Origin of the sequence: Leptothoe sp. LEGE 181152, from assembly GCF_032906605.1 — a bacterium.
GTDB lineage: Bacteria > Cyanobacteriota > Cyanobacteriia > Phormidesmidales > Phormidesmidaceae > Leptothoe > Leptothoe turfae.
In genome coordinates this window covers 169,825-181,593 of sequence record NZ_JASATU010000017.1, presented here as the reverse complement: position 1 = coordinate 181,593, position 11,769 = coordinate 169,825, and the positions used below count along the sequence as shown (strand labels likewise).

Sequence of the window (11,769 nt, the reverse complement as noted above, 5' to 3'; positions counted from 1 at the left end):
TGTATTGACTAATGATTTCCTTCTGAGACTGAATGCTAAGTGTCATACCAATACCTCTGTTATGTATGTTTGATAGAAATTATTTGCGGTCAAAGCAGTGCCGATTAGTATTCCACGCACCGTATTGCTTACATCAAGAGCCTCACAGGCTGAACTGTAGACACTGATTCTGACCAGTTCAGCCTCAAGAACCTGCTGAACAGCTTCGACTGATTTTGTGGTGGCTTTAGCCTCAACGAGATATGTTTTGCGATCAGCGACCATCACAATGTCTGGATAGTCCTGAATAGGACGGGCTAGTTTTCTGGCCCGATAGCTGCGCTGCATAACCAGACCAGCAATACCTTCTCCAATGGCTGCTACAGCGCTTTTATTTGGCGATAAGTTCTGCTTTGATGTTCGACGACTGTAGTAGAGCGATGGGTATCCAGGTTCAAGGAAAATGCCGCTGTAGTAACCAAACCAGAACCCCAGTTCTTCTAGAGGCTTGTAAACAAGCTGCTCACTGTATTTACGGACCATCACCTTCAACGTACTCGGCGAAATTTGGAGGGTACCAATTGAGGAATACGCTGTAGCTTTGTTAGCGAGTCGAGTCTGGAAATGATCACGCATTGCCTTACGACTCGAAGCAGCCTGAACTATTGACTGCTCGGAGACGGAAAGCTGAATCTGTCTGCGATAGAGCGAAATTTCTATGTCCATTGTTCTAAGCAAAGCGCTCAGTAAAAATATCCCATTTTGGGATATTTTCGCAAGCTCTGTAGTTTCCCTGTTTATGGGAAACTCAGTGTATTCAGAACGTTACAAAGCTTTTCTAAGGCGGCTTCGTGCCGCACGAAAGGAAGCTGGTTTGACTCAGGAAGACGTAGCAGATCGCCTTAAAGTACATCAGTCATATATTTCTAAATGCGAATCAGGGGAGCGTCGCATAGATGTGGTTGAACTACTTGATTTTGCAGCTATTTATAACAAGAAATTAGATTACTTTGTTGAAGTCAATATTAACCAAACCTGATTACCTTCATCTAGTTTCTAGATAAATGAATCAGTCAGTTTTATATTCTTTGTTAAGAGGTTGATTGTTAATAAATAAGCAAGCTTTGTGCAGGGGAAGCTTGCTTATTGCTAATCAGACATCTATTTTTACAAACTCATTGCATATTCAATACCATTATTATCAAGGTGAGAACTCATATGGGACTATTTTCAAATTACAATTTAGTTCCTTATTAAGGGAACGCATAATAGGATTAACATCACGGAAGCCCTCTGCACCTCTATTATTAAGACTGTCTTGTAATTTCGTTGATAATTGAGATAGGCACATATTTGAACTATTACTCAATATTATTAAATTCTCTTTTGCAGATTGAATATCCCATGCTGCAATAGATTTGTGTAAATCATCCATGTAGTATTGTTCCTGAGCTGGGGAAATATTTTCCACGGTAGGCTGTGCTACTTCATCAGGAGAGTATTGCTCAATTTCAGAACCTGGGGGCCTCATCAAGAAAATGAACGCCATAACCACTAGAACTAGAACCCAACATCCTGCTGAATCATCACTACCAACAGTTGCATTATTTCTATAATTGGTTTGGCCAAAATTCAGGCTGACAGAGAAGCCTGGTAAGTTAAATATTTTTCTTATATTTGTGACATCTAACAACCAACTTAAAGATGTCCAAGATATTGGCGTTCCGTCCACTATATTAAGTTTTTTATATACATCTGCTTTACGTTCAGCATTTTCATATACAAAATCGGTGCAAGTTATGCGCCATCCTAGAGTAATATTATTATGCTTTCTTATGACCAATTTGAATTGTTGAATCGCTTTTTCTAAGTTATTAACTTCCTCTCCATCAATACAAATAATTCTGTTTTTATGTTCATTATCTATTGATAAAGATATTGCTGCAACAGCAATATCTACACTGTTATATTCACTATAGTCTTTGAATCCATAAACAGAGACCTCTTTGATCCAATTCTTTTTTATTCCTAACTTCATTCTTTCTATCGAATCATGAGGCTCATTCATTGTGCTACTTAGAAGTAGCTCCAATTGATAATATAAAAAGTCTTTTGAGAATCCGGTCATCTGATTCTCATCATTGCTTTCCTCTGAGGAATCTTGATAATCTTGGTAGCTTTCATCAGTATCTTCTAATATTGGTAGTTCATCTTCTAATACTGATAGTTCTATCTGTTCATCTAATTCATCAAGACTTTCAGAAGGTTCCTCATGATATTTTATTTGAGGTTCATCTTGAGATTCAAATAGAATGTCAGGCTCAGAATCTAGATAAGCATAACTATAGATATCTGGTTGAATATCTGGTTCAAAATCTGGTTCAAAATCTTCTATATAGTCATCAGAATCATTTTCAATTAAGTAAGAGAACCACTGCAAAAGATGATTGACACTTTCAAGAGTTTTTAGATTTTCAGCCCTTATTGAGTAAGGATTACCTTTAATATTATTTTCCAAATCGGAAACTAAATTCAGCAGCAAATCTTGTGATGGTAGCTCAGAATATATATTGTATTTTTCGATTAAGTGCCTCAAGGAATTTCTAATATTTTCTAGGTCTTTTTCAGCAGCATTTTTTTCACCTAATAAAGTATCTAGAACCTTTTGAGCTTTATAAAGTACTGGGTCATATTCTTTTCTTAAAGGCTCTAAATCCAGATCAATACGGCTTTCTAACCTTTCGATATTCCTGATTAGATCAGTTTCAGGTTCATTAGAAGATTCCGTGACTCGATAAAGAAACTTGAGAATCTTTTTATCCAGGAAAAGTCGATTTCTTTTCTGGCTAAGTCTGATGTATTCTTCTTTGGATTTTTTACTTTTGTCTTTCCTAAGATTTTCCTTATGTAGATTTTTGATGTCATTAGAAACTGCTTTACGCATTTTCTTAGGATCTTCGATACAATCCCATAAAAGATTAAATACATGTTTTACGGGAAACTTGGTTTTTGCAAATAATCCTCCAATAGACCAAATGATTAAATAAAATGATAGAGATAATAATATTAAAATGTAATGAAGTATACGATCTTTCGGATCAAGTATTGGATGCTTTTCAAGAAAATCACATGCATTCCCTACATATACTTCTTGAGCATCTGGAGCATTTAACTGAAAGACATTTCCTGAAGAAGCATAAGCAGATTGTTGGTTACCCTTTGGAGAACCAGACATATCTTGCCTAACGTCATTTTTATCTGACTTATTGCTATCACTGTCTGCTTCAAAATCAGGTATATTTGAAGTCATTTTTCAGGAACTTTAATATGAAAATTAATTTTGAAATCTTTGCTAGATGAATGTTCCAGTTATCCAAGCAACAATTTTACCTAAGAATGGTGATATCTCTTGCCATAAAGTTTTACCAGATTCTGAAATTTTAGAAGCCTCTTTCAATGATTCCGAAACTTTCTTAAGGGATCCTAAAAGGATATCTTTGCTAGGCTTTTTATCGTCAAGCTCAGATTTCGTTTGACTCAGATATTTAATTATTGTTTTGCGATCATCTTCATTTTCTACTGAGTCAGGCTTGATTAATTTCTCGATTGTATTTAATAGCTCTACAACATCTTCTTTAGACATTTTTTCAATGTCGGCATCAGCATTTGCTGTCGAATATTGGAAAACGTTATCCCCGCTGGCAGCTTGCTGATTTCCACCTGGAGAATGAAACATACTTTGACTAATTCCTTTAGTCGGTTTGGTCATGATCTTTACTCCATAAATATTTCTGTGTTAACACGACTCATCCCTAGTTATTTTGTCGTTTACGTTACATTATTCTAATAACGGTAAATTGAAAGGGTGTTCATATATTCGCATACTGACTCTGAGACATCACAAATCGATAGGATTTACTGTTCTAAGAATCTACAGAATCAAGACCGCTAAGCTTATTGTTTGGGAATGCTCTCAAAAAATAGGCTTTCGGGCTCTATGTTAAGTTCGGTAGAACTAATGTCAATTAGTACAGCAATCAAAATTATCAAAATTACTTCATACCCCAGATAGATACAATCAAAAGCATATCTGTCTGAAATATTGGTGCGAATGAACTACAAATCTATTGGTCATCATGTTGTGCCGACAAATATCTGGACAGTTTATGATCGCAACTAGCACTGCTGGACAGTTTATGGTCGCAGTATCCGAGAAGTAATTCATCGCTCATAACGAATTAATAAGCATCCTATCGTCATTTAGTGACAGTTTATGGTCACAACTTGGGACGATTTATGGTCGCAGTCACATTCTTTGTGATGTCATGCATAAGTTGAGCAAGCTGCTCAACTTATGCCTTCTCGGACGTTTGCTCAACTTATGGATAGTCTCTCCAAGAAAGCCTATGACTATCATGTGCTCCCAGGCTAATGACACGGCGTACTGAATCCTGAAATTTACTCGTCCTCAGATGCCTTTGATATTGGTAATATTTGACCTTGACTAGGCTGGCATATTTCTAGATGTTTGATAATTCCTTCCATACCCTGAGCCAAGAAACTATCTGGCCAGTCTTTATATATAACAATATCTGATAATTCTCTTAAAATAGAGGAAACAATACTCTCAAACCTTTTCATTAATCTCTCATAGGCTACTGTGTTCTCAACCCCATCATGTATAAGAGGGTTTCTGACAAATGTGTATAGATCTTCTATATCTTCTCGCATCCATAAACGTGCCTGTCTGTATAGATAGCTATTTCCAGGCTCTATTAATTGATTGACTCCTAGCCGAAATAGCGACACGCTATATGGAACGAGTGCTTTAGTAGTTTGGTTAGAGAATGTATCTGCAGCAAACAATGTGTCAAGGATAGTCCAATACAGTCGAAAGCGTTCAGATAAGTTCTCAGTAAAATATCCTTTTCTAAAGAGCTTAATGCAATGCAAAATATTACGAGCAATTTCTCCTAAAGGATTACTAGCAGCAGCTCTTTGGGTCAATATCTTCGTTTTACGTGCTGGCACAGCTAAATATAATTGAGTTTTTTGATTTAATTGATAGGGAAATACACCTGGCCTTTGATGGGATATTTGACTTATCCACCAGCTAGAAGTAAACGAATCATCATCATAAATTTTCTTGCAGAAAGCCATAACTTTAGAATTTTCCACAAGTGGCTCAACTTTATATTGATGCCCATGTTGACTTAAGTACCATTGAGCCTCCATAGCATCGAATAACTGGCTCATAGCAATTTTGAATGCCTGCTGAGAGTCACCCGCTTCAATTCCTTCAAAAGATGCACATGCAGTAGCATTTTCAAAAATAAAAACCATTGGTCCATCTTTGATTGAAGATGTTACTTCTATTGAGATAGTTTTCAGTATTTCTGGAGAAAGAAACTTTATTTCATGCGTTTCGCTAAGGCTAGTAGCAAGTTCATGGAAATACGAATCTATTGATTTGTCAGTTACAGCTATACCTCTTATTGGAAAATATACATTCCATGAATAATTTTTTCCAAAATATTTATGCAAGCATTTATGAATTTTTCCTATATATTCATCTCCAGCAAATATTCTATCTATGAGGTCATTAAATTCCTTTTCTGGAATGGATGTGTAAGAAAGAAAACGGCGAGATAGCTCCAGAAGTATATTCGATGAATTAGATCCGAAAAAACGAGATTCAAATCCATCTTCGATGAATTCAGTTTCATTTTTTTTGGCTATTTGATTGGCTATCTCAATAAAAATATTGACTAACTCAATTCGTAGACTTTCGGCTTTTTCAATCGAATTAAATAAGTTGGTTACTCTTGTACATATAGAATCTACTGAAGTGGTAAGTTCTTGTAAAGATATTCCCTCATAATCTGTTAAAGCAGGATAATGTTTATCTAACAAAGATTTGCTTAACAGATCCATGTATTCACTTGAGCCTTGATCTATATTTTCAGGCAGTTTGACTGATCTTGAAATAGGCTTAGCAGTGATTTTATAAAAGATTTTCTGAAGAATCTTTCGAATAGAAAATTCAACGAATTTAAGCGATTCATTCTTATTTTCTTGATTCTGAATTAAAGCAAGAAATAAATATATTTCTATATTTTCAAAAAATACTTTTTTAAATACTTTGAATGCATCCTCAATTCCAGAATTGGAAAATAATTGATCATTATTAGAGTAAGAAAAAATCAATATATTTCTTACTCTCAAAGCCAATTTATATATAGGCCTATCAATATAGAGTTTTATGTTACTATCTTGTCCTAATCTATATAAATAGTCATCTACAATCGCTAAATTGCTTCTATTATTTCTCGCATTATATAATTGTTTTAAAGTGGGATGGATATAACCTCCAAGCTCTGAATTGATGATAATACTTCCTTCTTTTTCATCATGCGGACTACTAGGAGAGGACGAGTAAGACTTACTCTGTTTTATGTTCTGAACCCTTGTAATCTCTTCGTCTACACTATTAGGATCGGTAGGTAAATCATTTCCAATACTTATTGCTATCCACTCACCTTTTTTATTATCATCTTTCTGTTTTTTTGATTCTGCTTCTGCTTTTTTGATGTCCTTGATGATTGGATTCTCTTCTTGAGAAGATAATCTGGATATTTCATTCTTCATGAAAATGTCCAGCAATTCTTCCAGCATTACAGAAGTGGCATCGCAAGGAATCTCTGCCAAAATCCTATTAATAAAATCTGAGTCCTTTAAACTTCCTGCAAAATAACATAGTGATAGACGTAACTGTTTATATAGAAGAAGCTTTCTAGTGGAGTGTATAAGTGTATTTGTAACTATCTTTTCATTTTTCTTGAAACCATTTAAATCTTTTAGAGCATTCCAGATATTATTATTATCTAAAATATAATTTAACTTTTCGGATACTATTGGCTTTTCAATATCTATTAATCTGTCTAATAAGCCTACAGAGATCGCCGCATTAACTTTATGTTGTAAATTGACGAGCCATTCTTCATAGGGATGTGCCGCCATTAGTGAAAATCTTAGACTATGTTTAGAATGTAGCATTTATGTTCGAACCTTTGGTGTGGGAATGCTTCAAAGCAATATGCTACCCAGAAGCATTTCTAAAATAAATTTCTTAGTAGCTTGCTGATGCCTTTTGAGATAAAGCTTGCCGATTTCAGGCAACCAATAGTGATAGGTTGAACCTTCAACCATCCAGCCTAGTATTAAGGATCGATTTCGGTGAAAAATGGTCAAATAGCGTCTTCTGCCTTCCCAAATTTGGGTAGCTCTCGTACTGCAAAAAATAATCGAAATCAATCGAGTGCGCTTCTATCAACCGTTGGGTATAGCTGGCCAAACTTTCAACATTGGAAAATGCTTTTGCACCCCCTTGGGTAACATCGCCTGTAGCATCCGACGAAACTGCTGCTGCTCCTCGGTTCGCGCTAAGAAAATATCCTCTACCATTGGCCTTAACTGCTGCACTTTCCCAGATTATGGCCCAATTCCAATTAAAGAAGGCCTCTTTCCCAACGACTAATGGTTCGGCCAGACGTACCAATCTGCCGTGCAAACCCCTCCCGGGACATATTCAACTCTTCTCGAAGTTTTTTAAGCGGCGATTCGCCTGAAACCTGTACATGCCTAAGCTGATTCATCGGCCTCAGCAAAATCATCAGGGATATCTTCTATAGATTGAATATCCAAAAGCATCATTAGCGCCTTCCATTGTGGTGGGGTCAATTTCGCCTCAGTCTGTCCAGACACCCAGCGCTGATACGTACGCAGAGGAATGCCACACTTAACAGCAAATTCAACCTGTGATAATTCCGTACGCTGAATGCGCAATACCTCAATGGGAGATTGACTTTCCTGGGGCCGCCTGTCTTTTTTCATTAAGACAAAATGGCACGCCATAATGGCGTATGCAATCAAACGCTTGTAAGCAGCCGAACCTAAGCTGGGCTGTTTTACTCGTGTGCCTTATTCTACCGCCATCATGCAACTCTACGACTCACCACGTCCGTGGGTGATCTATCGTCGCCTGCCCAATTTTCAGCACATTGCCGTTGCTCGATTTCAACGCCGCACCGATGCCGAACAATACCTTGCCACATTGCAATATCTCATCCCCCAAAGCCCATTCCTCATGACCTTTGACACTGACAATATCCCCATGGAAAATGCCCCCCATCGCCATCGCCTACGTTACTATCTGGTAGATTCACCAACCGATACCCAGCAAGCCATTGACCGCTTACATCTGTTGGGCTACCTCGAACGCATCATCTGGAGTCAACCCATTCAACTCTCCGAAGCAGGCGTTATCATCCGGCCTGATCCGGGTGACGTCTTACGATATACCCAGCGAGAATTCATAAACCAAACCACAAGTTTTTGATACCCAAACCACCCTTATTTGGATTTCATTTAACCCTTACCAACCTGCATATCCATTAACAATCCGCTGACAGAATAATGCACATCTAACTCAGACCACTGCAACACAGAGCCCATATTTACCGCAACAACATCATGAAGCTGTTCACCCGTCGCATCCTTCAGCTCAGCAAAAAGCTCTAAGGAAAACTCAACATGACGCCCGTCCCGTAAAACAGCCTTGTAAACCCGGTGTTCCTCATCAAACTCGATAGATTTCACCAATGGTTCATCCGTAGTAAACGCCCACAACTCAAGGGGAGTCAAACGACTTTTCTCAATCGTTATGAAATCGCTTCCAGGTATCCCAACAGTCATCTAGATTATCCTCAACGAGCTTAATAGCCAGTTTGCGCCACTTAGCAGCAACGAGTTCAGAATAAGCGTCCTGCCTTAATTTTAGATGCACACCCTTCTTTGCCCAGTTCTATCTTGAGCGTCCATTCACCACCTTTGCGAACATGGGCATGAGCGGGGTTGTGATCATTTGAATAAATCAGTAAATCCATTCCGCGTAACCGGGCAATGGTGACCATTTACGTTTACTTGATCGAGACATCAGCATTGAGTAAATATCGCACATTGCCAGATGTATACCGTAAACAGTCGATTTCTTACACCAAAACCCTGTAGAAAAGTCAGTACCCCCTTCGGCTTCGCTTAAGAGAGCACTGACGGGTAGCGTTCCAGACTGGATGCTTCAACCCCAACACACAATTTTTCCTGCTTTGTATCGGCAACTCTTGAACGTAGATAAATTGGCGTGGGATATATTAATTTGCTCGACCGCCTAAATTGTCATATTTTTGGACCAACAACCATGACTCCCAATCAAGCAGCCGTCACCACTGCCATTACCGTTCTCCTATCCACCACGCCAGAAAACCGCCTAGGCCAGCTATTAAAAGTTTGCTTGGCCGCCAAAATAGATGGCAACGCCCATAGCAAAGCCCAGGAGTTATTTCACGATACCGGTAACCTGGCCCATTGGGTACAAGACGTAATTGGCAATGACGGACAATACACCCCGGACGAATGGCAGGCCCTAGGGGAAATGGATCTACTGGAGAATGTTGAAAAATTTGTTGAAGGATTATTGACTGAAGTGGAAGCACTGTAGCCATGGAGATATTGGCTGCGGCTAGCCATAATGAAGCTAAACTTTAAGCCAAAGTTGCGCTCAAGGGTGTTTTCTATGCCTCTCTTTTCATTCTCAGGCAAACGTCCCGATAATCTAGGTGTTAAGCAGGGCAAGCTCTTGGCCTGTCCCGGCACTCCTAACTGCGTCAGCAGTCAAACTGATGCTAGCGATCAGGAGCACTTTATTGAACCGATTGCCACTGATAAAGCACCTGGGGATGCGATCGCAAAACTCAAAACCATCATCGAAGGGATGGAACGCTCCCAAATCAACGAAGCCACTGACAATTATCTCTACGCTGAATTTGCCAGTAAGCTCATGGGCTTTGTCGATGACATGGAATTTTATGTCGATTCTGGTCTGATCCATGTTCGGTCAGCCGCCCGATTAGGCAAGTCAGATCTAGGTGTCAATCGCAAACGAGCCGAAACCATCCGAGAAAAATTTCAAACGGATAATTAATTCCCAGGCACCTATGGAACGCCTCTACAGGTATAGATCCTGGAATTCTCATTCTCCTAGGTGCAACAATCTGCAGATGCCTTATGAGACATCTGCAGATTGCCACCTTTTGCCCAGGGCTGGCACAAGACCAGCCCCTACCAAATTGATCATCTTAAACTAGGTGCTTTGAGACCAAACTTGGCAGCACCCAACTCTCTCATATCAAGACGAATTATGCTCAACTTGAGACTTACGTTGATCCATTTAGTCTCAAAACAAGACCAAATGGATCAACTCGCCACAGCCGACTTCCATAACTCAAAATGCAATCCTCAAAACTCAGCACTGATTAGGTAGAAATTGCATTTTCAGTCCCTTAAAGAAACACAAACCGGCTATTCGCTGACTATCATCGACGTACCGGCTTCAGACGTAGGGTACAAACTTGTACAAATTCCTGCTGATCCAAGTGTTGAAGATGTAACTTCGGTAAATAGGGTATTCTGCGGCGATTGATTAAATTTATGACCGGAGCAATTAAAGCCATACAAATTGGACTGGTCTCGTTATTATTGGTGCTCTGCTGCTGCACGGGCACAGCTTATGCCCGTGGGGGCTGTTTTGGTGCTGGCACTCCGATCTTGACTCCAGATGGCTATAAACCCATAGAACAAATCGCTATCACCGACCAGCTTGTGGGCCTAGATGTGTCTAATGGTCAGACTGAAATAGAAACCATTGGAGATATCCAAATAGCACAAACGTCTGATTATTACCTGATTAATGATGCTACTCAGGTGACCGGCTCCCATCCTTTTTATGTGCAAACAACTCAAGGCTTAGAGCTTGTCCAGGTTCACAATCTCAAAATTGGCGACCATCTTATTGGAGAGAACAATGCTTCAGTTGAGATTTCTAGCATCCAACATATTCAGGCTCCCCTCAAAATCTACAACCTGGTGGAGATTACGCCATCCCATAATTTCTATGCGGACGGTATTTTAGTTCACAACAAAGGTGGCGGTGGCGGTGTTGCTGGCAGTGGCGGTGCTTATGGAAAAGCCAACGGAGCAGTCGGTCTTGATGACAAAAACCTACCGAGGTTGATACTATCTCTATTCCTCCTAATAGCCGGTCTGATACCTTTTGCCTTCCTGAGAGAGATTTATAATTCAATTCGCTTCAGAAATAAGACGTTCACTGATGATGCTGAACTGATTGAATTTACGAAAAGCATCAATGAAAAATTCAAAAATGTTTATTCTGTTCGATATACCGAAGATAATGAGCCTTGGATAAAAATACGTCCTTCTCAGGAGGTAGCAGAGACAACATATCAAGACTTTATTGATAAGGCTGAGCTGATAGATTTAGTCTCTCAAGTGTTTGTCCAGTATCAACAAGATTGGACTAAGAAAAAGTTTGATGAAATGGCTGACTATGTAGACCAGCCATTCTACGACATGCAAAGGACAATCTTTCAGGATGCATTTGGCAATAATTTCGATATTGTCTATCAGCCAACGTTACAAACGGTGGTGCCTTTAAGCCGTAGCCAGCAAGAAGATAGCTATATTTTTAAGCTTCAAATCAACGCTGAGCTGATCAATTTTGCCCTATCATCTCAAGGCTATGTCCTAAGTGGAGCAGCCTATTCCAGATCATTTACTGAATATTGGAAGATTAAGATAGACTCGGCTAAACAATGCTCTTTGATGGATATTGAGAAGCTTTATGATTTCTCAAAAGTGCATGATTAAAATTGAGTC

Annotated in this window: 14 protein-coding genes; 5 read left to right on the top strand and 9 right to left on the bottom strand. The window is 39.0% G+C overall.

Annotated elements, in window-relative coordinates; translation table 11 throughout:
• Nucleotides 1-42: 42 nt before the first annotated feature.
• The gene (locus tag QGP82_RS09115; RefSeq protein ID WP_499058526.1) at nucleotides 43-705 is read right to left on the bottom strand and encodes a hypothetical protein; all 663 of its coding nucleotides are present in this window, start codon (nucleotides 703-705) and stop codon (nucleotides 43-45) included.
• On the opposite strand from QGP82_RS09115, the gene QGP82_RS09110 reads away from it, so the two are divergent.
• A complete protein-coding gene (locus QGP82_RS09110) occupies nucleotides 698-1,018 on the top strand; it encodes a helix-turn-helix domain-containing protein (RefSeq protein WP_499058524.1) in 321 nt (106 codons plus the stop codon). The genes QGP82_RS09115 and QGP82_RS09110 overlap by 8 nt on opposite strands.
• A 162-nt stretch (nucleotides 1,019-1,180) precedes the next feature.
• Here the strand turns inward: QGP82_RS09110 and QGP82_RS09105 are convergent, their stop codons facing one another.
• From QGP82_RS09105 to QGP82_RS09080, 6 genes are all read right to left on the bottom strand, one after another.
• Entirely contained in the window at nucleotides 1,181-3,289 is a 2,109-nt protein-coding gene (locus tag QGP82_RS09105) for a hypothetical protein (protein ID WP_499058522.1), read from the bottom strand.
• A 42-nt stretch (nucleotides 3,290-3,331) separates the two neighbouring features.
• Nucleotides 3,332-3,748 carry a hypothetical protein gene (locus tag QGP82_RS09100; protein WP_499058517.1) on the bottom strand — a complete coding sequence of 139 codons (417 nt, stop codon included), beginning with the start codon at nucleotides 3,746-3,748 and terminating at the stop codon, nucleotides 3,332-3,334.
• Between the two features lie 689 nt (nucleotides 3,749-4,437).
• Complete coding sequence (locus QGP82_RS09095; RefSeq protein ID WP_499058513.1) at nucleotides 4,438-6,999, bottom strand: hypothetical protein; 2,562 nt, start codon at nucleotides 6,997-6,999, stop codon at nucleotides 4,438-4,440.
• A 181-nt stretch (nucleotides 7,000-7,180) separates the two neighbouring features.
• Complete coding sequence (locus tag QGP82_RS09090; protein ID WP_499059267.1) at nucleotides 7,181-7,537, bottom strand: hypothetical protein; 357 nt, start codon at nucleotides 7,535-7,537, stop codon at nucleotides 7,181-7,183.
• Entirely contained in the window at nucleotides 7,488-7,634 is a 147-nt protein-coding gene (locus tag QGP82_RS09085) for a helix-turn-helix domain-containing protein (RefSeq protein ID WP_499058510.1), read from the bottom strand. Before QGP82_RS09085 ends, QGP82_RS09090 begins: the two co-directional genes overlap by 50 nt.
• On the bottom strand, nucleotides 7,621-7,872 hold the full coding sequence (locus QGP82_RS09080) for a helix-turn-helix domain-containing protein (protein ID WP_006514028.1): 252 nt from the start codon (nucleotides 7,870-7,872) through the stop codon (nucleotides 7,621-7,623). Before QGP82_RS09080 ends, QGP82_RS09085 begins: the two co-directional genes overlap by 14 nt.
• A gap of 103 nt (nucleotides 7,873-7,975) precedes the next feature.
• Between QGP82_RS09080 and QGP82_RS09075 the strand changes: the two genes are divergently transcribed.
• Nucleotides 7,976-8,377: a hypothetical protein gene (locus QGP82_RS09075; RefSeq protein WP_499058508.1), complete on the top strand. Its 402-nt coding sequence runs from the start codon at nucleotides 7,976-7,978 to the stop codon at nucleotides 8,375-8,377.
• Between the two features lie 29 nt (nucleotides 8,378-8,406).
• Here QGP82_RS09075 and QGP82_RS09070 read toward each other — a convergent pair whose 3' ends face one another.
• The gene (locus QGP82_RS09070) at nucleotides 8,407-8,733 is read right to left on the bottom strand and encodes a DUF2442 domain-containing protein (RefSeq protein WP_499058505.1); all 327 of its coding nucleotides are present in this window, start codon (nucleotides 8,731-8,733) and stop codon (nucleotides 8,407-8,409) included.
• Nucleotides 8,734-8,789: 56 nt separating this feature from the next.
• Nucleotides 8,790-8,951 (bottom strand): DUF4160 domain-containing protein, encoded by a 162-nt coding sequence (locus QGP82_RS09065; RefSeq protein ID WP_499058503.1) that lies wholly within the window; start codon nucleotides 8,949-8,951, stop codon nucleotides 8,790-8,792.
• Between the two features lie 284 nt (nucleotides 8,952-9,235).
• Between QGP82_RS09065 and QGP82_RS09060 the strand changes: the two genes are divergently transcribed.
• The 3 genes from QGP82_RS09060 (at nucleotide 9,236) to QGP82_RS09050 (ending at nucleotide 11,760) form a co-directional block, all read left to right on the top strand.
• The gene (locus QGP82_RS09060) at nucleotides 9,236-9,535 is read left to right on the top strand and encodes a hypothetical protein (protein WP_006514030.1); all 300 of its coding nucleotides are present in this window, start codon (nucleotides 9,236-9,238) and stop codon (nucleotides 9,533-9,535) included.
• A 75-nt stretch (nucleotides 9,536-9,610) separates the two neighbouring features.
• Nucleotides 9,611-10,018: a DUF1499 domain-containing protein gene (locus tag QGP82_RS09055; protein WP_499058501.1), complete on the top strand. Its 408-nt coding sequence runs from the start codon at nucleotides 9,611-9,613 to the stop codon at nucleotides 10,016-10,018.
• Nucleotides 10,019-10,524: 506 nt separating this feature from the next.
• Nucleotides 10,525-11,760, top strand: coding sequence for a Hint domain-containing protein (locus tag QGP82_RS09050; protein ID WP_499058500.1), 1,236 nt, complete (start codon nucleotides 10,525-10,527; stop codon nucleotides 11,758-11,760).
• The last annotated feature ends 9 nt before the right edge of the window (nucleotides 11,761-11,769 follow it).

Coding starts and splice junctions, on each gene's coding strand:
- QGP82_RS09110 (WP_499058524.1), top strand. CDS start 698: ATGTCCATTGTTCTAAGCAAAGCGCTCAGTAAAAATATCCCATTTTGG.
- QGP82_RS09115 (WP_499058526.1), bottom strand. CDS start 705: ATGGACATAGAAATTTCGCTCTATCGCAGACAGATTCAGCTTTCCGTC.
- QGP82_RS09105 (WP_499058522.1), bottom strand. CDS start 3,289: ATGACTTCAAATATACCTGATTTTGAAGCAGACAGTGATAGCAATAAG.
- QGP82_RS09100 (WP_499058517.1), bottom strand. CDS start 3,748: ATGACCAAACCGACTAAAGGAATTAGTCAAAGTATGTTTCATTCTCCA.
- QGP82_RS09095 (WP_499058513.1), bottom strand. CDS start 6,999: ATGGCGGCACATCCCTATGAAGAATGGCTCGTCAATTTACAACATAAA.
- QGP82_RS09085 (WP_499058510.1), bottom strand. CDS start 7,634: ATGAATCAGCTTAGGCATGTACAGGTTTCAGGCGAATCGCCGCTTAAA.
- QGP82_RS09080 (WP_006514028.1), bottom strand. CDS start 7,872: ATGAAAAAAGACAGGCGGCCCCAGGAAAGTCAATCTCCCATTGAGGTA.
- QGP82_RS09075 (WP_499058508.1), top strand. CDS start 7,976: ATGCAACTCTACGACTCACCACGTCCGTGGGTGATCTATCGTCGCCTG.
- QGP82_RS09070 (WP_499058505.1), bottom strand. CDS start 8,733: ATGACTGTTGGGATACCTGGAAGCGATTTCATAACGATTGAGAAAAGT.
- QGP82_RS09065 (WP_499058503.1), bottom strand. CDS start 8,951: ATGGTCACCATTGCCCGGTTACGCGGAATGGATTTACTGATTTATTCA.
- QGP82_RS09060 (WP_006514030.1), top strand. CDS start 9,236: ATGACTCCCAATCAAGCAGCCGTCACCACTGCCATTACCGTTCTCCTA.
- QGP82_RS09055 (WP_499058501.1), top strand. CDS start 9,611: ATGCCTCTCTTTTCATTCTCAGGCAAACGTCCCGATAATCTAGGTGTT.
- QGP82_RS09050 (WP_499058500.1), top strand. CDS start 10,525: ATGACCGGAGCAATTAAAGCCATACAAATTGGACTGGTCTCGTTATTA.